This window comes from Novosphingobium endophyticum, from assembly GCF_014640675.1.
In the GTDB taxonomy this organism is placed as follows: Bacteria; Pseudomonadota; Alphaproteobacteria; order Sphingomonadales; family Sphingomonadaceae; genus Novosphingobium; species Novosphingobium endophyticum.
The window spans coordinates 13,920-39,345 of record NZ_BMHK01000029.1 but is presented as its reverse complement, the minus strand read 5'-3'; the positions used below and the strand labels follow the sequence as shown (position 1 = coordinate 39,345).

The following is a 25,426-nucleotide window of genomic DNA, read 5'->3' as shown; positions in this document are numbered from 1 at the left end:
GCGCGGTCACGCGGCCCCTCCTCCGCTACCGAGGAGGGCGACCGCCGTTTATTCGCCCCGGGTCAGATCGGGAAATGCCCCGGCTGCGTCTCAACGGTGATCCAGCGCGTTTCGGTGAAGCTGTCGATGCCCTGGCGCCCGCCGAAACGGCCATAGCCCGAAGCCCCCACGCCGCCGAAAGGCATCTGCGCCTCGTCGTGAACGGTGGGGCCATTGACGTGGCAGATGCCCGAATGAATGCGCCGGGCAACCGAAAGGCCGCGCGCGGTGTCGCGGGTGAAGACCGAGGCGGAAAGCCCGTACTCGCTGTCATTCGCCAGCGCGATCGCGTGTTCCTCGTCCCGCGCGCGGATCATCGCGACCACCGGGCCGAAGCTCTCGTCGCGGTAGAGGTTCATTGCGTCGGTGACACCGTCTACGACGGTCGCCGGCATCAGCACGCTGTCGGCAGTGCCGCCGGAAAGCACTTTCGCGCCCTTGGCCACCGCGTCCTCGATCAGGCCGTTGACGTGGTCGACGGTCTTGCGATCCACCACTGCCCCCAGCGGCGTTGTGCCTTCACGCGGATCGCCGGTAGCCATCGATTGCGCCTTGGCGGCGAACTTCCCGGCGAAGGCATCGGCGACGGCATCGACCACGATGATGCGCTCGGTCGACATGCAGATCTGGCCCTGGTTCATGAAGGCGCCGAAAGCGGCGGCCTTCACCGCCTCGTCGAGATCGGCGTCGTCGAGAACGATCAGCGGCGCCTTGCCGCCGAGTTCCAGCAGGCACGGCTTCAGGTGCTCCGCCGCGCGCCTTGCAATGATCCTGCCGACGTGCGTCGATCCGGTAAAATTGATGCGCTTGACCTCGGGCGCGTCGATCAGCGCGCCGACAACCTCGCCTGCGTCCTCCGGCGCATTGGTGACCACATTGACCACGCCTTCGGGAAAGCCCGCCTCGGCGAAGGCCTCCACGATCAGCGCATGGGTGCGCGGACAGGTCTCGCTGGCCTTCAGGATCACCGCGTTGCCGCAGGCCAGCGGCACGGCGATGGCGCGCACACCCAGGATGATCGGCGCGTTCCAGGGCGCGATACCCAGGATCACACCAACCGGCTCCTTGAGCGCCATGGAAAGGCAGCCGGGCTTGTCGGACGGGATCACTTCGCCGGCGATCTGGGTGGTGATCGCGGCGGCCTCCCGCACCATGGACGCGGCGAGGCCGAGGTTGAACAGCGCCCAGCCCCGCGTCGCGCCGATCTCGCCCATCATGGCCTCGACAAAGGCCTCGGCTCGCGCTTCGAGCGCACCTGCCGCCTTCATCAGGATGGCGCGGCGGGCATTCGGACCCATCGCGGCCCAGGCGGGAAATGCCTTCGCGGCGCTGGAGGCGACGGCGGGAATATCGCCGGCCTTCATGGCTTGCGCCGAGCTTGCGATCTCGCCGGTCAGCGGATTGATGCGAGTGAACTCCATGGCGACTCTCCCGGAAAACCCAATTTGGCTATTCTATATAGCAAAGATCGCGGCATGGGCAAGGCACTCCGCCACGTCGGGGCCGCCGGGGAGGCCTTCTCAAAACCCGCGCGCGCGTCCTTCCCGCCGCGGGTCCGCGCCGCCCTCATAGCCATGACTCGTGGCAACGATCGCCTGAATGCCCGAGTTTTCGCCACGCGCGGTCGAAAGCGGCATGCCGCGCGCCGCAAGCGCCCGCATGATCGCCTCGGGGAAGGGATCAGCATTGAACCGGTCCGCCCGCGCGACGAGATTGGGCAGCGCCACCGCCTCCTGCGGGCGCATGTCCCAGTCGAGCAGCGCCACCAGCGCCTTGAGATTGTAGGCCTGGATCGAGCTGCCTCCCGGTGAGCCGGCGGCCGCGACGAATCGCCCCTCGCGCGTCAGCACGATCGTGGGTGCCATACTCGAGCGCGGACGTTTGCCCGGCGCCGGCGCATTCGCCGCCGGGGTCCCGTCGTCGTTGGCCGGCGAAAACGAGAAGTCGGTCAGCTGGTTATTGAGGAAGAACCCGCCAACCATGCGTCCCGAGCCAAAGATGCTCTCGACCGTGGTGGTCATCGAGACGACGTTGCCCTTCGCATCGACGATCACGAAATGGCTGGTGCCGCCGGGCTCCGCCGTCGCATCGACGCCGACTTCCGGGGCCCCCTCGGGCACGCCGAACGCCACCGAGCCCGCCTTTTCGCCGATCAGCGCCGCGCGCTTCTTCAGGTATTCGGGGGAGAGCAGTCCTTTGACCGGCACATCGACAAAGGCCGGATCGCCGATGTAGCGATCACGATCGGCATAGGCGAGACGGCTCGCCTGGGCGAACTGGAACCATGCTTTCTCGTCGTCCGCGCCGCGCTCGTGGATGTCCGTCTGGCCGAGTATGCCGAGCGCGATCTGCAGGCCCGGCCCGCCCGATGGCGCCTGCGGCGTGCAGACGATGTAGATGCGATAGGGCTCGCAGAGCGCCGGTCCCGATCCGGGCCGGTAGGCAGCGAGATCGGCCAGCGTCAGCGTGCCCGGACGCGGCCCCTCCTGCACGCGGTCGACGATCTCCTGCGCGATCGGGCCGGTGAGAAGGCCCGACGCGCCGTACTTGGCTATACGCTGCAGGGTGCGAGCATAGGCGGGGTTCTTCAGCCTGTCCCCGGCGACATAGGGCGTCCCGTCGGGCCTGGTGAAATAGCGCTTCGCATCGGGCGCCGAAGGTTGCGGGGCCTGTTTGAGCGCGATCATGTCGGCGAGGCGCGGGCTGACGATGAAGCCTTCCCGCGCCAGTTCCTCGGCCGGTCTGAAAAGATCGGCCCAGGGCAGCCGTCCGTGATCGCGATGGGCCATGTCGAGCATGGCGATCGCACCCGGAACGCCGGTGGATATGCCGCCCAGTACGGCATCGAAATGCGAAAGAGGCTTGCCCTCGTCATCGAGAAAGAGGCGCCTGGTCGCCTGCATCGGCGCGGTTTCGCGCCCGTCATAGGCAGTGACCTTGCGCGTCCCGGCATCGTAGTAGACCATGAAGGCTCCACCCCCGATCCCCGAGCTTTGCGGCTCGACGAGCCCCAGCACGGCCTGGATCGCCACCGCCGCATCGACCGCCGTACCGCCGGCCTCGAGGATTTCGACGCCCACCCCGGTCGCCAGCGGGTTGGCTGCGGCCACCATGGCATGACGGGCATGGCCTGATTGCTGGCTGGCGCTCGCATTCTCGGTCGGGGCGGGAATCCTGCCCGGCGCGGCATCGGCCCATCCGGCAAACGCCAGCGCGGCCGCGCCGAGGACAGGGATCAGGCGGCGCAGGGACCTTTTTCGCAAATCTCGCATGCGGCCTATAGGCCATGGTCGCTGGGAGATCGCAACCCGGCAACCGGCTCTGCGGTTTCAGGGTGACGAGAAATCATCACCCGAACTCGCCCTCACCATATCCGGTCGAAACGAGCGCCACGAGCGAATGCACGGAGGGGCGTGGTGTTCACCACATACGCCGCAAAACGCGATCCTTGAGCAGGAAGTGATGCCGCAGCGCCGCTAGGACATGCAGCACGACCAGCCCCAGCATCACGAAGCCAAACACCTCGTGCACCTCATGAGCCAGCCCGGCGAGCGGATTGTCCTTGCTGATCGGCAGCTTGGGCCAGGGAAACAGTCCGAAGAAGGTCAGCGGATACTTGCCCGCCGAGGAAAAGACCCATCCCGTCAGCGGCAGCGCCAGCATCAACACGTAGAGCAGGAAGTGCGTAGTAACGGCTACTCCCCGCTCGAACGGTGTGACCGAGCCCGGCCAGGGCGGCCTGGTCCAGCTCAAGCGCCAGCCGATTCGTCCCAGCGTTAAAATCAGCACCGTCAGCCCGATCGACTTGTGCAGGGGTATAAGCTGCACGACTTTTTCCAACGGATCGTGCAGCAGGCCCAGCGCAAGGTTGATAATGACGAGTACCGCGATAATCCAGTGAAGCGCACGTGCACCGCGATTGTACTTCTCGTCCGACATCAAATGCCCCCACGATCCGGCCCGGCTTTACAGGCCTCAATCCCAATCCGGCCCCATGCACCCAAACAGGCAAGGTCCACGGGAACCGGCAGGCTTACGGGTTATGAGGTTCTCGTCAAACAGGTTTTTTATGGCGGCGGGGCCATCTTCGTCTTCCACCGTCGCGCCGTTAAGGCAGGGTTACAAATTTCCCGGCCACGGTGTAGGACGCGTTCGGACCGAGTAGTCCGTCAAAGGGGTTTGCAACCAGAAGATGGCCAAAAATAACGGCCGGCGCCGCAAGTCAGGCGCCTCTTCCTCCCGAGAGCCTGGAAAGCCATTCTGGCGCCGAACGATCCGCAGGGTCTTCGTCTGGGGCGTCGCGCTTGCATTGCTGGGGTTAATCTTCCTCGTCACGGCAGTCGCCTTCACCACGCGCGAGCTGCCCGACTACAACGCGCTCAAGAGCAGCCAGAACGGCCAGATGATCGTCGTGCGCGCGCGCGACGGCACCGAACTGGTCTCGCTCGGCCCGAGTTATGGCAAGTGGCTGGGCTATGACCAGATCCCGCAGATCATGAAAGATGCCATGGTCTCGGTCGAGGACCGGCGCTACCGCAACCACTACGGCGTCGATCCGGTCGGCATCGTGCGATCGCTCATGGTGCGCTACGAGGCCGGGCACTGGAAGCAGGGCGGTTCGACGATCACGCAGCAGCTCGCGCGAAACATCTTCCTCAACAATGCGCGCACTTTCGGGCGCAAGGGACGCGAGATGGTCCTGGCGCTTGCGCTGGAGCGCAAATTCACCAAGGACCAGATCCTCGAGCTTTACCTCAACAAGGTCTACTTCGGCGGCGGCGCCTATGGCATCGACGCAGCGAGCCGCAAGTTCTTCGGCCATCCGGCCACCGAGCTCTCGACCGGGGAAGCGGCGATCATCGCCGGCCTGGTCAAGGCACCGTCGAACTACTCCCCGACCGCCGATGTGGAAGCCTCGATCGCACGCGGCAACGTCGTGCTGGGCGTAATGGTCGACAACGGGGTGATCTCCCAGGAGGACGCCGATCAGGTCGATCTCACCAAGATCAAGCTCGCCAAGGAAAAAGGCCAGAACTCGGTCCGCTACTTCACTGACTGGGCGCTGCCGCAGCTCGACATGCTGCTGCCCGAAACCAACGAGCCGATCGAGGTCTGGACCACGCTCGACCCCAAGGCGCAGACCGCGGCTACCGCGGCAATCGTCAGGAACGTGCCGAAGGGCACGCAAGGCGCGCTCGTCAGCCTCGACCGCGACGGCGCGGTGCTGGCGATGGTCGGCGGCACCGACTACGTCAATTCGAACTACAACCGCGCGACCAGCGCCCAGCGCCAGCCCGGTTCCGCCTGGAAGCTCTTCGTCTACCTCGCCGCGCTGGAGGCGGGCTACACGCCGAGCGACCCGGTGGTTGACGAACCGGTGACCATCGACGGCTGGAGCCCGCACAATTCGGGCCGAAACTACGCCGGCCAGATCGACGTGCGCTCCGCCTTCGCCTATTCGAAGAATACCGTCGCCGCCCAGCTCGGCAACGAGGTCGGCTTCGGCACCGTCGCCAGCATGGCGCGGCGCTTCGGCATCACCACGCCGATCAATACCAGGCCGGCGATGGTGCTGGGCACTTCGGAAGTACGCCTGATCGACATGACGCGCGCCTTTGCCGCGGTTTCCGTCGGAGGCACCTCGATCGAACCCTACGGTATCATGAAGGTCACGACGACCGACGGCGAGTTGCTCTACGAGCACAAGTCGGTGCGCGGACAGGTGCTGGTGCCCCATTATGTAGCGGCGGGCATCACCGACCTGCTGCAATCGGCCGTGGCGACCGGAACGGGACGCGCGGCGCAGATCGGCCGGCCGGTCGCGGGCAAGACCGGCACGACCAGTTCGAACAAGGACGGCTGGTTCCTCGGCTTCTCGAGCGGGGTCACCACCGGCGTCTGGATGGGCCGCGACGATGCCAGGGCGGTAGCGGGGCTTTCCGGAGGCCACGCTCCGGCGCGCGCCTTTGCGGATTTCATGCGCGTCGCGGTCAGGAACCGCCCGGTCGAGCAGTTCGACACCAAGCTGCAGCTACCCGAATGGCAGCTCGAGCCGGACGACGAATACCTCATGGGCGATCCGGACGACTATTACTACGTCGACGAGAACGGCAACCTCGTGCGACCGGGCAGCGGCGGCGCTGACGACATCCCGATGTACGAGGACGGTACGATCGGGCCGGGTCCGGGGCCGGGTCCGGCGATGCTACCGGACCGGAGCGATCCGCCTGCCGCCACCGAGGATTTCCTCGACCGCGCGACGGGCCGCGGCCCTGCCGACGATCCGGGCCTCAGGGCAGGTCAGGGTCTTGCGCCAAAGGTCATCACCCCGCCGCGACCGGCCCCGACGCGCACGCCCAATCCCAATACCAACCCGTGATTGCCGGCCGCCCCGCGGCAATGCCGGGCTGAAGAAGGCGAACGATCGGCCCCGTCCCCTTTCGCCAGTCATGCGAAAGCTGGCCCTCGTTGAAGGATGCGGCCATCAAACGAAAAACACCCGCAGGATCGCTCCTGCGGGTGTCTTCGTCTTGAATGTGGCCTTCCGTCAGCGCATGCGGATCGGCACGAAGACGGCGGACTGGCCGCGCGGCTGGACGCGCAGCAGGATGGCGTCGCGGCCCTCGTTCTTGGCGGCGCGGATCGCTGCTTCCAGATCGGCCTGGGACGCAACTGCGCGGCCGTTGGCCTCGAGCAGGATGAAGCCGCGGGAAATGCCCTTCTGCCCTGCATCCGAGCCGGGGTCCGCGGCAACGACCACCAGTCCCTTCGTACCCTCGGACACGCCGAGCTGGCGCGCAATCTGCGCGGTCAGGGGCGTGACCGAGAGGCCGATCGACTTCTCGACGTACCCCTGCTCCTGCTGCTGAGGTGGATTGTTGAACGGATCCGACTGCTGATCGCTGTTCGGCCCGAAGTTTTGTTGCAGCGTCTCCTCGCTGGGGCGCTTGGCGGTCGTGACGTTCACCGTCTGGCGGCGGCCATTGCGGATCACCTCGACCGGTATGCGGCTGCCCGGCTCAAGGTTCGCGACGAGGTAGGACAGGCTCTGGTCCCGCGTCACTTCCTTGCCCGCCACCTTGACGACCACGTCGCCCGGCTTGATGCCGCCCTTGGCTGCCGGGCCGTCGGGTTCGACGCCCTGGATGAACTCGCCCTTGTTGCGTTCGAGCCCGAGCGATTCGGCGAGGTCATCGGTCAGCGGCTGGATCTGCACGCCGATGTAGCCGCGCTCGATCGCTTCGCCCTTGATCAGCTTCTGCACGATCGGTGCGGCGGTTTCGGCGGGAATCGCGAAGCCGATGCCGACGCTTCCGCCGGTGGGAGAGAAGATCGCGTTGTTTATGCCGATAACCTGGCCCTTCATGTCGAACATCGGGCCGCCCGAATTGCCACGGTTGATCGCGGCGTCGGTCTGCAGATAGCGGTCATAGGCGCCCCCCGCTCCGGTGTTGCGATAGACCGCCGAGACAATGCCCGAAGTCACCGTACCGCCCAGGCCAAAGGGGTTACCGATGGCGATGATCCAGTCGCCCACGCGGGCGTGCCGGGAATCGCCGAACTTGACGAAGGGCATCGACTCGTCGGTGCTGATCTTGAGCACCGCGAGGTCCGAGGCGGCGTCCTTGCCGACCAGTTTGGCCGGATATTCGGTGCCGTTGGACATCGTGACGGTGATCGATTCCACCTGACCGCGGCCTTCGGCTGTAATCACGTGATTGTTCGTGACGACGTAACCGTCGGCGCTGATGATGAAACCGGAGCCCAGCGACTGCGCTTCGCGCGTCTGCGGACCGAGGTTGCCCGGCCCGCCGAACAGGCCCTCGAACGGCGTTCCGGCAAACGGATTGTTCTGCTGGATCTGGATGCGCTGGCGGGTCGAGATGTTGACCACGGCCGGCGCGAGCTGCTCGGTCAGGTCGGCGAAGCTGGCGGGGGCGCCGCTTCGCGGGACCATCTGGGCCATCTGGCTGGCTTCGTTCTGGGCAACCTGCGCTCCGGCCGGGTAGCCCGTCGTCAGCGAGAGGGTTGCGCCTCCGAGCAGGAGGGCGGTGGTCAATCCATAAGCATATCGCACTGGCTTCACGTCCTTCGTTTCCTCCGTCTTGGCGGTGTTCGTTGCCATTCAACCGGCCCCCGCCCGATTGAAGCTCCTGCAGCTTAACCGGAATTGAATAATGCCCGATTTCCGCCATTCTGGCCCTTCGGGGCCGGCGATCACGGCTCCTTGAAGTGCTTCAGATAGGCATTGTCCGGCGAAATCAAAATGGTTTTGCCGGACTGGTCCTTGGCAAAGGAGAAGTCGTAGCTCTGCATGGCCCGGTAGAAGTCGTAGAACCGGGGATCCTGTCCGAAACTCGTGGCATAGATCTTGGCCGCGCGGCCTTCGGCATCGGCGCGGATGATCTGTGCGTCCATCTGCCCCTGCGCCGTGATCGTCTTGGCTTCCTCCTGCCGCGCGGCTTCCATGCGGGTAAACGCGCTCGCGAGCGCCCCTTCGGGCAGGTCGGCGCGCTTGATCCGCACATCGACCACCTGGGCACCGTATTCGCGCGCCTCGCGGTCGAGGCCGTCGCGGATGTTCTCCATGGCCCGGCCGCGTTCTGCGGTCAGCAGCGACTGGAACGTCCGCTTGCCCAGTTCCTGGCGCAGGACCGACGACAGGATCGGCTCGAGCTGCTGGGTGACACGCTCGGTCGTGCCGGCACTCTGGACCATCCTGATCGGATCGATGATCCGGTAGCGGGCATAGGCATCCACGATCAGGCGGTCCTGATCGGTCGAGAGCACCTGCTGCTGCTGCATGTCGACCGAAAGCAGGCGTTTGTCGATGCGCTGCACCTGATCGATGAACGGCAGCCGGAAATGGATGCCGGAATCGGTCTGGCCGTAAGCGGCTTTGGGATCATAGCGGTTGTAGACGTCGATCGGTTTGCCGGTGCGGATGATCACGGCCTGCTCGCTCTCGGGCACGATGATCACGCTCATCATCAGAGCGATGACGATGACCCCGGCGGCGATCCAGAACGCCCTGTAGTTCTGCCAGAGGTTCGACATCACTGGCCTCCACTCGCGGTCGCATCGGGAACGGGGGCGGCAGTATTGTCCGGCGTCCGCTTCCTCACTTCGGACAGCGGCAGGTAAGGTGTCACCCCATCAGCGGCGGAAATCACGGTGTCGTTGTCGCGCAGCACGCGTTCCATGGTTTCGTAATACATTCGTCGTTTCGTGACTTCGGGAGCCAGCTTGTACTGTTCGTAGACTTTCTCGAAGGACTCCGCGTCGCCCTCTGCGCGGGCGAGCAGCTGCTGTGCCCAGGCACGCGCTTCGGAGCGGTCGCGCTCGGCTTCCTGCTGGGCGACTGTCACTTGCTGGAAAGCGGAGACGACCTTGGCCGGCGGGTCCGCCTTCTTGATCTCCACACCCTGGATCGCGACGCCCGCCTTGTAATAGTCGAGGATGCGCTGCATGCGATTGCGAACGTCCTCCTCGACTTGCGCGCGGCCGGAACCCGAAAGCGCATCGTTGAGGGATATCTGTGCGATCGATGCGCGCATCGCGGCTTCCGCCACTTCGCGCACGCTTTCCTTGGGATCGGCCAGGCGGAACTTGTAGTCCTTCAGGTCGTTGATGTTCCAGCGCACGAGATAACTGAGGTCGACGAGGTTCTTGTCGCTCGTCAGCATCAGCTTTTCATTCTCGCCTTCCGGAATCGCATCGACCGTGAAGCTGCGCACATCCTCGACATCAACCTGTTCGATCGGCCAGGGCGCCGTGAAGTTGACGCCCGAATCGATGGTGCGGGAATACTTGCCGAACAGCGTTACCAGGCCCTGTTCCTTCGGGCCGATCATGTGAACGCTGGAAAGCACAACGAGGGCCAGCACCGCCGCGCCGATACCGATCGGCAGCCAGGATTTGCCGTCGGGGCGCTGAGGCAGGCCGGGAAATCCGCCGCCTGGCCCTCCTGACCCGCCGCCGGGACGGCGCGGATCGCGGCTGCGGAATATGTCTTCTATGCTCGCCGAGCGGCGCGGCGGCGCATCCCCGCTCGGCAACCACGGATTGCGCGGGCCGCGCCGGTCCTGGGGCTTGTCGCCCTTGCCGTCGCCGTCCTGCCCATCCTCGCCCGAGGCATCATCGTCGCCCTTGTCGCCCCCCGCATCTCCGCCGCCCCAGGGGCTGCGGCGTCCGGCCATGGCGAGACCCCAGAGCGCGTTCATGCGTGCGATTGCACCACTAATCGTGTTCATGGCCTATCTATAGGTACCCTATCCCGACAAAAACAGTGCCTCTCTTGCCCTTTTTCCTCCAGCACGCCACCTCAGCGGCGAGATATCACAACGGAGGAGGCATGACGGACAACGGAGCCGAAGGGCTGAAGGGCCTGCTGCCGCGCGAAGCGACCGCGCGGCTGCAATCGCTGCGGCTGACAGAGGGCCGGGCAACGCTGGTGATGGACGCCACGGGACTGGCGGCAGCGGAGCGCGACCGGCTGGAAGCCTCGGCAAGGCAGGCATTGCAGGGCGCACCGGGTGTTGCCGAAGTGCGCGTCGCGATGATGGCCGACAAGGTCGAGCGCAGGATCATCGCGGTCGGTTCGGGCAAGGGCGGTGTCGGCAAGTCGACGCTGGCGACCAACCTTGCCGTTGCGCTGGCGCGGCAGGGGCACAAGGTCGGCCTGGTCGATGCCGATATCTACGGCCCGTCGCAGGCGCGCCTGCTGGGTACCGAGGGCAAGCGTCCGGTGGCGCATGACCAGAAGCTCGTTCCCGTCGCGAGCCCCTGGGGCGTGCCCGTGCTCTCGATGGCGCACTTGTCCGATCCGGGCCAGGCCATCGCCTGGCGCGGGCCGATGGCGTCCGGCGCACTGACCCAATTGCTCGAGGGGCACTGGGAAGGCGCGGAAATCCTGGTCGTCGACCTGCCGCCAGGCACGGGCGACATCCAGCTCACCATGATGCAGAAGTTCAAGCCGGCCGGGGCAGTGATCGTATCCACGCCGCAGGATCTTGCCTTGATGGATGCCATGCGCGCCGCCGAACTGTTCGAGAAGGGCGGCACACCGGTCATTGGCGTCGTCGAGAACATGGCGGGATACGCCTGCCCCCATTGCGGCGAGGTCAGCGAACCCTTCGGCACAGGCGGAGCGGAAGCCGCCGCCAGGACCATGGGAATGCCCTTCCTAGGCCGCATCCCGCTCGACATCGCGATCCGGCGCGAGAGCGACGCCGGTACCCCGCCGGCAGCCGGAGAGGGACCGCAGGCGGAGGCTTTCGCCGACCTCGCGCGCAAGATCTCCGATTGGCTCGGCGGCAAGGCCGACGGCTGATGGCGATCACGCGCCGGGGCATCCTGATCGGCGCCTTGGCTGGTGGCGGCCTCGCCATCGGTTACCTCCTGCGCCCCCGCCACTTTCCCCTGCCGCTTTCGCCGGGGCGAGACGAATACGCCTTCGATGCCTGGATCAAGATCGCCGCGGACGGCGTGATCTCGGTCGCCGTTCCGCAGGTCGAGATGGGTCAGGGCGTGACCACGCTGCTTCCGCAGATCGTCGCCTACGAGCTCGGCGCGGACTGGCGGCAGGTGGCGGTGGAGCCGGTACCGCCGAGCGAACTCCATGCCAATCCGGTGCTCGCCGCGCGCTGGGCGCCGCTGTGGATGCCGGTGTTCCCCGGACTCGCCGATGAGCCCGACAGCGCCATAACCCGCCGCTGGGCGCGGGACAGCCGCTTCAACGTGACGGCGGACGGCAGCGCGCTGGCGGCCTACGAGGCGCCTTCGCGCGCGGCGGCAGCCTCCGCGCGCGCCCTGTTGATGCAGGCCGCCGCCGCGCGCTGGAGCGTTGCGTGGGAAGAGTGCCAGGTGAGCGGCGGCTTCGTGACGCATGAGGACAAGCGCCTTGCCTTCGGCGCGCTCGCAAGCGAGGCCGTGACGTTCACGCCGCCCGATCCGCCACCGCTGCGCCCCAATCCTCCCGCGGAATCGCCGGGCGATTTTCCTCCGGGGGCAAGGCTCACCTATCCCCGGCTCGACCTGCCTTCGAAAGTCGACGGGTCCTGGACTTTCGCCAGTGACGTGCGTCTTCCAGGCATGGTCCACGCCTCGATCCGCCACGCGCCGCTGGGCTCGGCCCGCGTCACGCAAGTCGACGAGGACGCCGCCATTGGCATGCGCGGCTTTCTGCGCTTTGTCCGGCACGATGGCTGGGTTGCCGCCGCCGCTCGGGACTGGTGGACGGCCGATACCGCCCTGACGCGCGCGAAACCGCGCTACCGCGTGGCGGGCGGCGCCGACAGCATGCAGATCGATACCGCGCTCGACGAGGCGCTCCGCCTGGGGGCGGCCGAACGCATCCATGCCAGCGGTGATATGGACGCGGTAACGGGAGGGCTGCCGTTGCAGCTTCGTTACGAGGTCGCACCGGCCGTGCATTGCACGGTCGAGACCGCCAGCGCGACGGCGAGGTTGGAGAATGGCAAGCTCGAACTCTGGATCGGCACCCAGGCGCCCGAGCTGGCGCGCGCGGCAGCCGCGCGGGCCGTCGGAATCGAGGCCAGTGAGGTCGTGATCTATCCGATGCCGATCGGCGGCAGCTTCGATCGCCGGCTGGAATTCGGCCATGCCGTCGAGGCCGCCATCCTCGCAAGGGAACTGGGCCAGCCCGTGCAGCTCACGTGGTCGCGGCAGCAGGAGCAGGTGGCGGGCCTGCCCCGCGCGCCTGCCGCCGCCATCATGGCCGCGCGGACCGACAGCGAAGGCGGCGTGGCAGGCTGGCGCGCGCGCATCGCCGTGCCGCCGACCGCGCGCGAATTCGGCCGCCGGTTCTTCGGCGGCGAGACACCGCAGGATGCCATCGCCTCGGTCGACGGCGAGGCCGACGCCCTCGCCCTTGAAGGCGCGGTGCCGCCTTACGGAATCCCCAGCGTCGCCATTGACCACGTCCCCGCGCGGATCGACCTGCCGACGGCGCGCATGCGCGGCAATTCCCACGGCTACACCGCCTTTTTCACCGAATCCTTTGTCGACGAACTGGCGCACCGGGCCGGGCGCGAGCCGCTGTCATACCGCATGGCGATGCTGGGCAAGGACCCACGCCTCGCCGAGTGCCTGCAGCGCGTCGCGACGCTTTCGGAATGGGGCGGAGGCAGCGACAACAGCGGCCAGGGCATTGCCTGCCATGTCATGCGCGGCGGGCGTATCGCCGTCGTCGCCAGCGCCCGGCGCGACGAAAGCGGCGTGCGGGTCGAGAAGCTGAGCGCCGTCGCCGACATCGGCCGTATCGTGAACTTCGACATTGCCCGCCAGCAGATCGAGGGCGGGCTGATCTTTGGCCTCGGCCTCACCGTCGGCTGCAGCACCCGCTATAGCGGCGGGCGTCCCGACACCGTGCGCCTTGCCGAGCTGGGCCTGCCGCTGCTGGCCGACAGCCCCGGGATCGAGGTCGAGTTCGTCGAGAGCGATGCCGATCCCGCCGACCCCGGCGAACTTGGTGTCGCCGCGGTTTCACCCGCCATTGCCAATGCCCTGTTTTCCGCGACGGGATACCGCTTCCGCCGCCTTCCGCTCTTTGCCGAGGAACTCTGATGGATCCTGACCCTAGGCCCAACGATCATCCCGAGGTCGCGAGTGGCGGCGTGGGCGTGCTCCTGGTCAATCTCGGCACGCCGGACGCGCCGACGCCGGGTGCCGTGCGGCGCTATCTCGCAGAATTCCTTTCCGATCCGCGCGTTATCGAGATTCCGGCCATCGCCTGGAAACCGATCCTGCACGGGATCATCCTGCGCACGCGCCCCGCCCGGTCGGCCCATGCCTACGCGCAGGTCTGGACCGATGAGGGCTCGCCGCTCGCGGCCATCACCGCGGCGCAGGCGCGCAAGCTGCAGGACCTGCTCGGAGAGGGCATACGCGTCGATTGGGCGATGCGCTATGGCAATCCCTCGATCCCCGCAAAGCTGGCCGCGCTGATGGAGGCAGGCTGCGAGCGGCTGCTCGTCGTGCCGCTCTATCCGCAATATTCGGCCGCGACCACGGCGTCGGTAGTGGACAAGCTGGGCGAGACACTGCGCGCGATGCGCTGGCAGCCGGCCCTGCGCACCCTGCCGCCCTATTACGGCGATGATACCTATATCGACGCGCTCGAAACGGATGTCGTCCGCCAGCTCGAGGCGCTCGACTTCACCCCCGAAGTGCTGCTCCTGTCCTTTCACGGCATGCCCGAACGCACACTGCACCTTGGCGATCCCTACCATTGCCATTGCCGCAAGACCGCCCGCCTGCTCGGCGAAAAGCTGGGCGCGCGCCTGCCGCAGATGCGCATCGAAACCAGCTTCCAGTCGCGCTTCGGCCGGGCCAGGTGGCTCGAACCGGCTACCGAAACCGTTCTGGAGCGGGAAGGGAAAGCCGGCACCCGCCGCCTGGCCGTCGCCGCGCCCGGTTTTTCCGCCGATTGCATCGAGACACTGGAGGAACTGGCGATCCGGGGCCGCGACGTGTTCGAAGCGGCGGGAGGCGAGCATTTTGCCGTGCTTTCCTGCCTGAACGACAGCTCCGTTGGGATGGCCATGCTGCAAGCGCTCGTCTCGCGCGAACTGTCCGGCTGGTGACAGAAAGTTAATCCGCTCCATCCTTGACTTGGCTGCAGCTTGTTCCAATTATGTTCTCATTCAAGAGCATGGAGCCCAGATGCGATGCCGGCAGTGGACGTCTTCGAAGGCGATTTTTCCTACGACAACAGGCGCGTCTCGGTCGCGGGGGCGCCTGTTTCGCTCACGATCTTTGCCAACCGGATGCATGTTCGCGCCAGCCTGCGGGATGACGCGATGGCAGCCGGGCTGCGGGTCCATGCGTCCGGTCCGCTTGAGGATTTGCTCGAAGCGCCGTCGCGGGCGCTGGGCGACGTGGTGCTGGTCGATTGTCCACAAGTCGATGCCCGGACGATCGCGGGGCTTTCCGAACTGGACCTTCATGCCGCCAGCGCCGGCACGCGGCTGATTGTTTCCACCACGATCGACGCGCTCGACCCAGTCTTCGCGTGCCTCGATCAGTCGGCGCCGACCCTGCTCGTCGACCCCGACAGAGCCGACCGGGTTCTGGCGCTTGGGCGGGTGCTGGCCGAATTTCCCGCGTCGCGCTTGCGCGAATTGTCGGACGATGACCGGCTGATGCTCCTGCGCCTGACCGAACAGGTCGGCCAGATCGCCGGGCGTCTGGAAGGTCTGGCCCTCGATGGCGGCGCGAGATGCGACGAATCTGTTTCCGCCTTCTCGTTCGGCAGCAGCGTCCAGCCAGGGCATGCCCCTGAGGACCGGCACGGAAAGCGCCCGGCTCGGCCTCCGCTTCCCGATCCACGACTGGTTCGTGCCATCATCCGCCAGCGCCAGTTGCGTGCGCGGTTCCTCGATGGAGACCTGTTTTCGGACCCGGCCTGGGAAATGCTGCTCGATCTCACGGCCGCGCGCGTCGAGCGAAAGCGGGTTTCGGTTACTTCACTGTGCATAGCATCGGGCGCGCCGCCGACGACGGCGCTGCGCTGGATTGGGCAGATGGTGGAGACGGGCCTGTTTGTCCGGGTCTGCGACGACAGCGATCGCCGCCGCGCATTCATCGAACTGAACGATCAGACCGCCGAAGCCATGGCGCGCTATTTCCAGGAGGTTTCGCTGACCGCACCCGTTCCCGTCTGAGCCCCACCCCCCCTTACAGACGGAGCGGTCTTCACCCGTGGTCAGCGCGGGGTCGTCCCCTCGACCCAATGCCGCGCCGCCTGCCGCAGCAGTTCCCTGTCCTGCGGCAGGTGGGCGGCATCATCCAGTTCACGCGTTTCCAGAACGTCTTGCGGCGAGATCGGATCGAGGAAAGCGATGCCGCATTGCACGCCCTCGATCCACACGACTTCACCGAACGCCTCGTACCTGCCCCAGTGCAGCATCGCTTCCGTGCCGACCTTGGGCGGATTCTCGGTCAGTATGCGCGCACCAGTGGTGGACAGATCGACCAGGATCACGCGCGAGGTTTCGGTCCGTGTTTCCATCCTCACAGGAAGACGGACGCGCAGGCGGCTCTCGGAACGCCGTCCGCGCTGCAACTGTCGAGAACCCCTGGCTTCTTCTTCCATTGTTGCCTGCGACATTTTGTTCTGATTTTGGACCCGGTCCCGGTGCATAGCGGATGCAATACCGCTCGTAAACGCTGATGGCAGGGCCACGTTCCCAGCCATGTATTGTATGGGCCGGAAGCGGCATCGGCGTGTTTGAACAGTCTTCCTACAGGGCTTCGATCCGTTCCGGCGTCAGGCGTCCGCGCACGAGATCGAAGATGCCGATCCAGTTGCCCTTGGCGCGCCCGAGCCGATCCACCCAGGGTTCGGACCTGATCGACCGGACGTGATTGGCCAGAAAGTTGCGGACCATGAGCTTCGCGGCGAACCGCTTTCGCATCGTGCCCTTGCGCGCGAGGTAGGAGGGATTGATGATCTGCGAATAGCCCAGCTTCATGCCCGGCGTACGTCCGACCTTGATGCCCTGGTGCACGCCGGCAAAAGCGAATGTCTTGACGATCCTGCCCCGCTTTCCCATCGACGCCGCGAAATCGATGTCCTCCTGCCAGGCATAAAGCCTCAGGCGCTCGTCGAAGCGCGTGCTGCTGATCGCCGAGGCGCGATAGGCCATGTTGCAGCCGTAAAGACCGTGAAGCCCCCTTATGATGCACAGCGGGCTGAAGTTCCGCTCTTCATGCCTGCCCAGGATTTCCTGCGCCTGCTCGAAGGAGATTCCCGCAGAGTTTATCCCGTCCCTGAGTACATTCCCGGTCGCGCCTACCACCTCGGGATGGGTCCGGAAGAACTCGCGAATGCGCTCGATGCTGAATTTCGAAGGGACGAAGTCGTCGTCGTAGAACACGATGATGTCGAAACTGTCCCCCAACCAGTCGAGCGCGTTGTTCCTCTGGGCGCAGAGCCCCTTCCTGCCCCTGATCACACGCATCCGCCGGTTCTGACGGAGGCCGGCGGGACAGTCTGCCTCGTCCACCACCGAAAACAGCAGCATGTCCGGCCTGCTGGTCTGCGCCTCCATTACCATTTTCATCTGTCCGACCATTTCGGGGCGGCCAAGGCTGGCTATGACGACGGCCACCGTGGGCTCGGCGATCGGCGCAAGCGCGAGTGCATTCATTGACCATGGCTCCCTGGCGCTATTGTCGGGCGGACAGGATCCGGCGACGAGTTCCGTTGCATGGTATCGAACCTGTAAGTGGCCGGGGAACTCGAGATACATCCGCTCCGGTTCGACAAGACCGATACGGCGCCCTCATCGGTCACGAAGTAGCGGTCATGCGCCTGTCTCCTCGACCGCACGCAGGAACCGCGCCGGGACACCGCCCACGACCGTGAGCGGCGCGACGTCGCGATGGACCACGGCCCCGGCCGCCACCACTGCCCCGCGGCCGATTGTCACTCCGGGCAGGATGATGGCACCGGATCCGATCCATGCGTGATCCTCGACCACGACAGGCGCGTAAGTGCTGTGCCTTTGTCCGCCCCGGCTCGAACGCGACCGGATGGGACGCCGTTTCGAAGTTCACGTTGGCGGCGATCTGGACGAAGCGGCCGATCGTCACGCCGCCGCGGCTGGCGAAACGGACGTTTGAGTTGAGGAACGTCCTTTCGCCGATGCGGATGCTTTTCCCGCCGCCCACGGGCACGATCGTCACTGGTCCGACGACGATCACCTTTCCCGCAAGCCTGAGCAGCTCATAGCGCGCCCGAATTCCCAGTCTTCCTCGCGGCATGCGGTTGGCAAGGGCCAGAAAAAACGATTCGCGCAAGCGGCACCTCGTGAAAGAGCGTGGTATGCGGCCTTGCGCCGCCGCGAAGCGCCAGCGAGCGTGCATGGCGGCGGCCACTATCCTTGCGGCAGCTCGGCAGGGTTGTCCTTGGCCATAGCGAAAGGCAACCGCCACGAGCCACACTTTTGCATCTGGAATGGACGAAATTCCGACTGTGCGTATCCGCATGGCCGCTCAAGAAAAAGGGGCGGCCCGCGAGAGCCGCCCCCTTCTTTCGTCGAGCCGAGGCGATCAGCCTTCGGAGACGGTCGCCTTGACGATCTTGCCGGGTTCGCGCGGGGGTTCACCCTTGGGCAGGGCGTCGACGTGTTCCATGCCTTCGACCACCTGGCCCCAGACGGTGTACTGCTTGTCGAGGAACGTGGCATCATCGAAGCAGATGAAGAACTGGCTGTTGGCCGTGTGCGGGGCGCTGGTGCGCGCCATCGAGCAGACGCCGCGCACATGCGGCTCGGCGTTGAACTCGGCCTTGAGGTCGGGCTTGTCCGAACCGCCCATCCCGGTGCCCTGCGGGCAGCCGCCCTGCGCCATGAAGCCGGGGATCACGCGGTGGAACTTCACGCCGTCGTAAAAGCCCTCGCCGGTCAGTTCCTTGATCCGCTCGACATGGCCGGGGGCCAGGTCGGGGCGCAGCTTGATCTTGACGTCGCCGCCGCCGCTTCCGGTGTCGAGAGTGAGCGTGAGGTATTCGTCGGCCATCTGTAAATCTCCTGTTGTCCGCGCCGCGCGGATCGGCACCGGCCCGATATAGGCAGCGCGCCGGCAATGTCACCCACAGTGAAAGGCGCGGGCACCCGTGCATCGCTGTTGCAATTGCGAAATTGGCGCTTAGACCGACCGCTATGAGCGAGCCGGACCTCGATGAAAAGCTGAAGGAAGACGAGGCAGCCGCGCCGGAATCGGGGCAGGATTTCGCCTCGCCCGAACACGAGAGCCTCGACGAGGAGAACCGGCTCAAGCCCGAATTCGTGCGCAGCGTCAAGGAGGCGCTGGACGAAGAGGATTTCGACCGCGTCTATGAACTGGTCGAACCGCTTCACCCGGCCGATATCGCCGACCTGTTCGAGCTGGTCGACGAGGACGAGCGCCCCGTTCTCGCCCGCTCGATCCGCGATCTCATGGGTGTCGAGGTCATCGCGGAGCTCAACGACTGGGTTCGTGAACTGCTGGTGGGCGCGCTTCCGGCTGAAGTCGTCGCCGGGATCGCCGAGCAGCTCGACACCGACGACGCCGTCGCCATGCTGGAAGACCTCGACGAGGCGGACCAGCAGGCGGTCCTCGCCGAGATGGAGCCGGAAGACCGCGCCGCCATCGAATCGGCGCTGTCCTACCCGGAGGAAACCGCCGGCCGCCTGATGAGCCGCGACTATGTCGCGGTGCCCGAATCAATGACCGTGGGCGACCTCATCGACTACCTGCGCGAACACCGCGAACTGCCCACCGAGTTCTGGGAAGTCTTCATCGTCGACGCGCTGCATCATCCGGTCGGCACTTGCGCGCTGTCCTGGATCCTGCGCTGCCCGCGCAACATTCCGCTCTACGACGTCATGTCGCGCGACCAGACCCTGATCCCGGCCGACATGGATCAGGAGGAAGTGGCGCTGCGCTTCCAGAAATACGCGCTGATCTCGGCCGCCGTGGTCGACCCGTCGGGCCGCCTGATCGGCCAGATCACCGTCGACGACATCGTCCACATCATCCAGGAAGAGGCCAGCGAGGACATTCTGCGCCTGTCCGGCGCGGGCGACGGCGACATCAACGAGCCGATCCTGATGACCGTGCGCGCGCGCCTGACCTGGCTCTGCGTGAACCTCGGCACGGCGATCATCGCCTCCTCGGTCGTCGGCCTGTTCCAGGATGCCATCGCCCGCTTCGCGCTGCTGGCGGTGCTGATGCCGATCGTGTCAGGCATGGGCGGAAACGCCGGCACGCAGACGCTAGCGGTGGTGGTGCGGGCCATCGCCACCAATCAACTCACCGATACCAATACCGTGCGCATGATCCTGCGCGAATTCCGCATCGCGCTGACCAACGGCGCCGCGCTCGGCCTGCTGATCGGCGGCGGCACGGCGCTGCTGTTCGGCAACCCGTTGCTGGGCGCGGTGATCGGCGCGGCGATGGTGATCAACAACCTCGTGGCGGGCCTCGCGGGCATCCTCGTTCCGGTGACGCTCGAACGATTCAAGGTCGACCCGGCGGTCTCTTCCGCCGTCTTCGTGACGACGGCGACGGACGTGATGGGCTTCTTCTCGTTCCTTGGCCTCGCCGTGCTCACCGGACTGGCCTGAACGCGGCGCCGCACCTATCTTGGTATCGATGCCGCTGCATATGACCAAGATTGCCTACTCCGCCGAAAGCCCGGCGGACTTGCGCGCATGGCTGGAAAGCCACGAGGCCGAGGCCCGCCTGACGACGCGCTACCTGCCCAAGCGGCACGAGGAGATGGCCGGCGGCTCGCTCTACTGGATTTACGAGCACGCGCTGATCGGCCGCTCGCCCATCCTCGGCTTCGAGCAACGCGACGACGGCCGCTGGTGGATCCGCCTCGCACCCCGGCTGATCCCGGTGGCCACCAAGCCCAAGCGCGCCCATCAGGGCTGGCGCTATCTCAAGGACGAAGACGCCCCGCGCGACCTCGGCCAAAACGAGAACGCGGGCGACGCCGTGCCGCCGAAACTGGCACGCGAACTGGCGAAGCTGGGGCTGGTGTGATCTGGCTGCTCGGTCTGGCAGGGGAAATTGGATCACGCGGAGGCGCGGAGACGCGGAGAATAACAAGAGAAAGGGATGAGGATCGCGCAAAGGCGCGAACCCATTCCCCCTCATGCCTCTCCGCGTCTCCGCGGCTCCGCGTGAAAAATTCCATCCCCCATGTCACACCCGCCAGCGCTGCCTCGTCATGGTACCAGACGCGCATGGTGCGCGCATGGAGACCTGACATGATCCAACCCCGCATCAAGAACCCGCATGCCCTCGCTCCCCAAGCGATCGAGGCCATGACGGCGCTGGAAGCCAGCTTCGGCAAATCCGGGCTCGATCACAATCTGCTCGAACTCGTCAAGCTGCGCGTCTCGCAGATGAACGGCTGCGCCTTCTGCATTCACATGCATTCGACCGACCTGCGCAGCCACGGCGAGAGCGAGCTGCGCCTGGCGATGCTGCCCGCGTGGCGCGAAGCGTCACTTTACTCCGAACGCGAACGGGCAGCGCTCGGCTGGGCCGAGTCGCTGACGCGGCTGGCCGACACCCATGCGCCGGACTCGGTCTATGCCCAGCTCGCCGAGCACTTCACCGAGACGGAACAAGTCTGGCTGACAATGGCGATCGGCGCGATCAACACCTGGAACCGGCTGATGGCGGGCCTGCGCCAGCCGCACCCGACGAGCGAGATCCGTGCCGCCGCCTGACCGCGATCCGCATGAATTCGAGGCGCTGCGTCCACGGCTGCAGCGCCTCGCGTACCGCATGCTCGGATCGGTGAGCGAGGCCGAGGATGTAGTGCAGGACGCATGGCTGCGCTGGTCGTCGGCGGAAACCGATATCACATCCCCGGCCGCTTGGCTCAACCGGGTTGTCACCCGCCTGTGCCTCGATCGGATGAAATCCGCGAGGGCGCGGCGGGAAACCTATTTCGGCTCGTGGCTGCCCGAACCCCTCGTCGGCAGCACAGGCCCAGAAGAGGCTGTCACCGACGATGTGACCTATTCGCTGATGCTCGCGCTCGAAAGACTCTCCCCGCTGGAACGAGCGGCCTTCCTGCTCCACGACGTGTTCGACGTTCCCCTGAACGAGATCGCCGCAAGCCTTGAACGCGACCCTGCGGCCGTCCGGCAACTGGCCTCGCGCGCCCGAAGGCATGTACAAGACAGCCGCAAGCGCTATGTGGTGGCGAAGGCCGAGGCGGAACGCATCACCGATGCCTTCTTTGCCGCCCTCCATGACGGCGACACCGCGAGGCTCTCGACGATGCTGGCCGAAGACGTGGTTCTCCAGTCCGACGGCGGCGGGAAGGTACTCGCCTTCCCCAACATCATCCATGGTATCGACCGGGCGCTGCGCCTTCTGACGGGCATCACGCGCAAGTTCGGAGGCGCCCGGCTCATCGAACGCACCTGGATCGACGGACTGCCCGGCTACATCAGCCGTGACCGCAGCGGCAACCTGCAGACGACGGCGGTTGAAGTGCGGGACGGAAAGATCGCAGCGGTTTACTTTATCCGCAATCCCGACAAGCTGCGGCATATTGCGGAGAGGTAGGGCGCGGTCACCCCCGCTCCACCCACCAACGCAACAGCAGGTGCGCGATTGCGGTCTTTGGCGGCGCTCCAAAGGCCGCGCCCGCTTCGCCGCGCTGCGCGGCCTCCAGCGCGTCCACGACATCCTCGCGGGTGAACCAGCGGGCGTCGTCGAGTTCGGTGGCGTCGATGACGATCGCCGGGTCGTCGGCCTGGGCGTGGCAGCCGATCATCAGCGAGGACGGGAACGGCCAGGGCTGGCTGGCAATGTAGGTCACGTCGCGCACCCGCACGCCGGCTTCCTCCAGCACCTCGCGGGCGACGGCTTCCTCGATCGTCTCGCCCGGTTCGACAAAGCCGGCCAGCGCCGAATAGCGGCCGGCCGGGAAACGCGGCTGGCGGCCGAGGAGGACCTGCCCTTCGTGCTCGACCAGCATGATCGTGACCGGATCGACGCGCGGAAAGTGCTCGGCGCCGCATGCTTCGGCGGTGCAGGTGCGCTGCCAGCCGCCCTTGGCAAGGACAGTGGGACTGCCGCAGACGGCACAGAAGCGGTGGCGCGCGTGCCAGTCGACCAGCGAGCGGGCACCGCCGTAGGTCGCGAGTTCGCCGGCTTCGAGCACCGCCATGGCATTCCAGCTCGCCGGTCCAGCATGAGGGCTGCCGGATCCGTAGGAACGGCGCACTTCGGCAAAACACCCGCGATTGCCGTCGAGACCGAGAAACACCAGTTCGCTGTCCGGCGCGGCATCGGCTAGGCTGCCCCAGTTGAGCGCGCCGTCATCCGTGAGGACGGGATCCAGCCCGTCCATGCACAGCAGCCTTGCGCGCGCGTTCATCAGCGCCTCCAGCGCCGCCGGATCGCAGCGGACATTGTCCGCGCGGTCGATGCGCGAACCCGCGAACGCGATGGGAACGTTCACGTCAGCGCTTCTCCAGCAGGGCCATGACGTCGGCCTTCAGCGCGGTCTGGAATTCGGGCAGCAGGTCCAGCGCGGTGGGCGGCATGAACTGCACGAAGATCTGCGAGCGCAGGGCGTGGATCATGTCGACCATGCCGACCGTTCCCGCCGCGCCCGACCAGCCGAATACTCCCGCTTCCGCGCCCTTTCCGACGCGTCCCCCGGCGCCGAAGCCGGCCGCGCCTCCGAACCCGGCCGGGATCGTCACGCCGGGAGGCAGCAAGTCCCGCGTCCCGGTCCGCACGGCCTGCTCGCCCAGCACGCGCTGACCGTCGATCGTGCCGGACTGCGCCAGCATGCGCAGGAAGCGGTCGTAGTCGCGCGGCGAACTTACCAGCCCCGCGCCGCCGAAGGGAAACGGCGGCTCGTCGAGATAGATTGAATCCGCGCCGGTATCGATCGGCACCAGCACCCCGCCCAGCGCGCCGTAGTTGGTCGTCAGGCGATGCGCCTCGGCGGCGGGAACGCGGAAGAAGGTGCTGGTCATGCCGGCGGGTTCGAACACGGTCTCGCGCAGGTAGGCATCGAAACGCTTGCCGGTGACCACCTCGATCACGCGCCCCATGAGGTCGAGCCCCATCGAATAGCTCCACCGGCTTCCCGGATCGGCGACCAGCGGCACTTCGGCGAGCAGGTCGGCAAAGACGTCGAGGCCATCGACGGCTTCTCCGCGAATAAGGCCCGGAACCTTCATCCGGCTGATCTGGCCCGCTACCAGCCCTTTCTCCTCCATCAGCGTCCTGATCGGCCCTTTCTGGATGATCGAATAGCCGATGCCCGAGGTGTGCGTGATCAGATGGCGGATGGTGATCGGCTGATTTGCGGGATGCAGTTCGGTGATCGAGCCATCGTAGGTGTCCTGCACCATCATGTGCCGGTACTTCGGCAGGATATCGTAGAGCGGCTGGTCGAGCCCGAGCTTGCCCTGTTCGATCAGCTGCATCGCCGCCATCCCGGTGACCGGCTTGGTCATCGAATAGATGCGGAACAGGCTGTCGGCGGTCACCGGATCGCCGTCGTTGAACCCCTCCGAGCCGCGTGCGACGTATTGCGGCTCGCGCCCCGGAATGCCGAGCGAGGCGACCATGCCGGGAAACTTGCCCGGACCTACCCAGCGTTCGACGACGGCACGGACGCGGGGCAACAGCTCCGGATCGCTCGCGGCAAGGGCAAGGCGCGGCATCATCGCGCCCAGCCCCGCGCAGGCACCCATGACCAGCAGCGCGCGTCGGTCCATCGCCGCTTCCAGCGTCTCCACGCTCCGGATCATGCCAATTCTCCCGTATCGGCCAGCGCGAGCCGCGCCGCCTTGGCAAAGAGCGTGGGCAGTCCGGCTTCCTCAAGCCGGTCCAGCGGCCACCACTCGCCTTCCTCGGCGCCGAGACTATCGCATCGGTCGCCGAGATAAACCGCCAATTGCAGCTCCAGCGCGAAATGGGTGAAAACGTGCGCGACCTTGCCGGCATGCCCCCATGGCCCGTCGAGCGGCCCCTCCCCCGATCCGTCGGCGCGCGAATGCCAGCCATCATCGGGCAAGGCGCGCATGCCGCCGAGCATGCCCCTGCCGGGACGCCGGACCAGCCAGACGCGTTCGTCACACTCGATCCAGAACGCGCGACCGCGGCGGGCCGGACGGGCTTTCTTCGGCGCCTTGACCGGAAAGCGCCCGGGTTCGCCCAGGGCTCGCGCGGCGCACCGGGCGGCAAGCGGGCAGAGCAGGCAGCGCGGCGAACGGCTGGTGCAGACCGTCGCGCCCAGATCCATCATGGCCTGCGCAAAGTCTCCGCCGCGCGTCGCGGGAGTGATCGCATCGGCCTTCTCGCGGATTGCCGCGCGGCCGCCGGGAAGCGGCTCGTCCAGCGCGAACAGCCGCGCGACGACGCGCTCGACATTGGCATCGACGACCACGGCGCGCCGGCCGAAGGCAATCGCGGCGACGGCAGCCGCGGTATAGGCCCCTAACCCCGGCAAGGCGCGCAGGCCCTCTTCGGTGCCGGGAAATTCGCCGCCGCGCGCCGCGACTTCGCGCGCGCAGGCCAGCAGGTTGCGGGCACGGGCGTAATATCCCAGCCCCGCCCAGGCGGCCATGACCTCCTCGTCTGCGGCGGCGGCGAGCTCCTCAACGGTCGGCCAGCGGCGCGTGAATTCGGCGTAATAGCCCCGCACTGCCGCCACGGTGGTCTGCTGGAGCATGACTTCGGAAAGCCAGACGCGGTAGGGGTCGGGCGCCTCGGTTCCCGGCCGCGCCCGCCAGGGCAGGTCCCGCGCATGGGCGTCGTACCAGTCGAGAAGCTTGCGCGGGATCGTATCGGAACTGGCTTCCATAGCCGCGCTATGGCATTT

General features: G+C 66.4%; 22 protein-coding genes. 9 read left to right on the top strand and 13 right to left on the bottom strand.

Annotation, left to right across the window (positions count from 1 at the left end; all coding sequences use genetic code 11):
• Positions 1-62: 62 nt before the first annotated feature.
• The 3 genes from IEX32_RS16390 to IEX32_RS16380 form a co-directional block, all read right to left on the bottom strand.
• The gene (locus tag IEX32_RS16390) at positions 63-1,460 is read right to left on the bottom strand and encodes an aldehyde dehydrogenase (RefSeq protein ID WP_188772626.1); all 1,398 of its coding nucleotides are present in this window, start codon (positions 1,458-1,460) and stop codon (positions 63-65) included.
• Positions 1,461-1,559: 99 nt separating this feature from the next.
• Positions 1,560-3,311 (bottom strand): gamma-glutamyltransferase, encoded by a 1,752-nt coding sequence (gene ggt, locus IEX32_RS16385; RefSeq protein ID WP_188772625.1) that lies wholly within the window; start codon positions 3,309-3,311, stop codon positions 1,560-1,562.
• 148 nt (positions 3,312-3,459) lie between these two features.
• On the bottom strand, positions 3,460-3,978 hold the full coding sequence (locus IEX32_RS16380; protein WP_188772624.1) for a cytochrome b: 519 nt from the start codon (positions 3,976-3,978) through the stop codon (positions 3,460-3,462).
• A 253-nt stretch (positions 3,979-4,231) separates the two neighbouring features.
• On the opposite strand from IEX32_RS16380, the gene IEX32_RS16375 reads away from it, so the two are divergent.
• The gene (locus IEX32_RS16375; RefSeq protein ID WP_188772623.1) at positions 4,232-6,418 is read left to right on the top strand and encodes a transglycosylase domain-containing protein; all 2,187 of its coding nucleotides are present in this window, start codon (positions 4,232-4,234) and stop codon (positions 6,416-6,418) included.
• A 168-nt stretch (positions 6,419-6,586) separates the two neighbouring features.
• Here the strand turns inward: IEX32_RS16375 and IEX32_RS16370 are convergent, their stop codons facing one another.
• The 3 genes from IEX32_RS16370 to hflK all read right to left on the bottom strand — a co-directional run bounded on the left by IEX32_RS16370 (position 6,587) and on the right by hflK (position 10,238).
• Positions 6,587-8,164: a Do family serine endopeptidase gene (locus IEX32_RS16370; RefSeq protein ID WP_188772622.1), complete on the bottom strand. Its 1,578-nt coding sequence runs from the start codon at positions 8,162-8,164 to the stop codon at positions 6,587-6,589.
• 92 nt (positions 8,165-8,256) lie between these two features.
• Positions 8,257-9,096 (bottom strand): protease modulator HflC, encoded by an 840-nt coding sequence (gene hflC, locus IEX32_RS16365; RefSeq protein WP_188772621.1) that lies wholly within the window; start codon positions 9,094-9,096, stop codon positions 8,257-8,259.
• Positions 9,096-10,238, bottom strand: a complete 1,143-nt coding sequence (hflK, locus tag IEX32_RS16360) for a protease modulator HflK (RefSeq protein ID WP_188772633.1) — start codon at positions 10,236-10,238, stop codon at positions 9,096-9,098. Before hflK ends, hflC begins: the two co-directional genes overlap by 1 nt.
• A 155-nt stretch (positions 10,239-10,393) precedes the next feature.
• Here hflK and IEX32_RS16355 point away from each other — a divergent pair, with 155 nt between their 5' ends.
• From IEX32_RS16355 to IEX32_RS16340, 4 genes are all read left to right on the top strand, one after another.
• Positions 10,394-11,371 carry an Mrp/NBP35 family ATP-binding protein gene (locus IEX32_RS16355; RefSeq protein WP_188772620.1) on the top strand — a complete coding sequence of 326 codons (978 nt, stop codon included), beginning with the start codon at positions 10,394-10,396 and terminating at the stop codon, positions 11,369-11,371.
• On the top strand, positions 11,371-13,626 hold the full coding sequence (locus tag IEX32_RS16350; RefSeq protein WP_188772619.1) for a xanthine dehydrogenase family protein molybdopterin-binding subunit: 2,256 nt from the start codon (positions 11,371-11,373) through the stop codon (positions 13,624-13,626). The genes IEX32_RS16355 and IEX32_RS16350 overlap by 1 nt, the downstream gene beginning before the upstream one ends.
• Positions 13,626-14,645: a ferrochelatase gene (gene hemH, locus IEX32_RS16345; RefSeq protein WP_188772618.1), complete on the top strand. Its 1,020-nt coding sequence runs from the start codon at positions 13,626-13,628 to the stop codon at positions 14,643-14,645. Before IEX32_RS16350 ends, hemH begins: the two co-directional genes overlap by 1 nt.
• A gap of 84 nt (positions 14,646-14,729) precedes the next feature.
• The gene (locus tag IEX32_RS16340) at positions 14,730-15,725 is read left to right on the top strand and encodes a MarR family transcriptional regulator (protein WP_188772617.1); all 996 of its coding nucleotides are present in this window, start codon (positions 14,730-14,732) and stop codon (positions 15,723-15,725) included.
• 41 nt (positions 15,726-15,766) lie between these two features.
• Here IEX32_RS16340 and IEX32_RS16335 read toward each other — a convergent pair whose 3' ends face one another.
• The 4 genes from IEX32_RS16335 to IEX32_RS16320 all read right to left on the bottom strand — a co-directional run bounded on the left by IEX32_RS16335 (position 15,767) and on the right by IEX32_RS16320 (position 18,585).
• On the bottom strand, positions 15,767-16,156 hold the full coding sequence (locus IEX32_RS16335) for a PilZ domain-containing protein (RefSeq protein WP_268236754.1): 390 nt from the start codon (positions 16,154-16,156) through the stop codon (positions 15,767-15,769).
• Between the two features lie 148 nt (positions 16,157-16,304).
• Positions 16,305-17,213 (bottom strand): glycosyltransferase family 2 protein, encoded by a 909-nt coding sequence (locus tag IEX32_RS16330; RefSeq protein ID WP_188772616.1) that lies wholly within the window; start codon positions 17,211-17,213, stop codon positions 16,305-16,307.
• A gap of 156 nt (positions 17,214-17,369) precedes the next feature.
• Positions 17,370-17,546 carry an acyltransferase gene (locus IEX32_RS16325; protein ID WP_373285464.1) on the bottom strand — a complete coding sequence of 59 codons (177 nt, stop codon included), beginning with the start codon at positions 17,544-17,546 and terminating at the stop codon, positions 17,370-17,372.
• Positions 17,547-18,117: 571 nt separating this feature from the next.
• Positions 18,118-18,585: a peptidylprolyl isomerase gene (locus IEX32_RS16320; RefSeq protein ID WP_188772615.1), complete on the bottom strand. Its 468-nt coding sequence runs from the start codon at positions 18,583-18,585 to the stop codon at positions 18,118-18,120.
• A 143-nt stretch (positions 18,586-18,728) separates the two neighbouring features.
• Here IEX32_RS16320 and mgtE point away from each other — a divergent pair, with 143 nt between their 5' ends.
• The 4 genes from mgtE (at position 18,729) to IEX32_RS16300 (ending at position 22,143) form a co-directional block, all read left to right on the top strand.
• Complete coding sequence (gene mgtE / locus IEX32_RS16315; RefSeq protein WP_188772614.1) at positions 18,729-20,174, top strand: magnesium transporter; 1,446 nt, start codon at positions 18,729-18,731, stop codon at positions 20,172-20,174.
• 28 nt (positions 20,175-20,202) lie between these two features.
• The gene (locus tag IEX32_RS16310; RefSeq protein WP_188772613.1) at positions 20,203-20,598 is read left to right on the top strand and encodes a DUF1489 family protein; all 396 of its coding nucleotides are present in this window, start codon (positions 20,203-20,205) and stop codon (positions 20,596-20,598) included.
• Positions 20,599-20,825: 227 nt separating this feature from the next.
• The gene (locus tag IEX32_RS16305; protein WP_229736426.1) at positions 20,826-21,293 is read left to right on the top strand and encodes a carboxymuconolactone decarboxylase family protein; all 468 of its coding nucleotides are present in this window, start codon (positions 20,826-20,828) and stop codon (positions 21,291-21,293) included.
• On the top strand, positions 21,280-22,143 hold the full coding sequence (locus IEX32_RS16300) for a sigma-70 family RNA polymerase sigma factor (RefSeq protein WP_188772612.1): 864 nt from the start codon (positions 21,280-21,282) through the stop codon (positions 22,141-22,143). The genes IEX32_RS16305 and IEX32_RS16300 overlap by 14 nt, the downstream gene beginning before the upstream one ends.
• 7 nt (positions 22,144-22,150) lie before the next feature.
• Here the strand turns inward: IEX32_RS16300 and nudC are convergent, their stop codons facing one another.
• The 3 genes from nudC to IEX32_RS16285 are packed head-to-tail and all read right to left on the bottom strand — an operon-like array spanning position 22,151 to position 25,408.
• Entirely contained in the window at positions 22,151-23,044 is an 894-nt protein-coding gene (nudC, locus tag IEX32_RS16295; RefSeq protein ID WP_188772611.1) for an NAD(+) diphosphatase, read from the bottom strand.
• 1 nt (position 23,045) lies between these two features.
• Positions 23,046-24,353: a serine hydrolase domain-containing protein gene (locus IEX32_RS16290; protein ID WP_188772610.1), complete on the bottom strand. Its 1,308-nt coding sequence runs from the start codon at positions 24,351-24,353 to the stop codon at positions 23,046-23,048.
• Positions 24,350-25,408: an A/G-specific adenine glycosylase gene (locus tag IEX32_RS16285; protein WP_188772609.1), complete on the bottom strand. Its 1,059-nt coding sequence runs from the start codon at positions 25,406-25,408 to the stop codon at positions 24,350-24,352. The genes IEX32_RS16290 and IEX32_RS16285 overlap by 4 nt, the downstream gene beginning before the upstream one ends.
• Positions 25,409-25,426: the final 18 nt, after the last annotated feature.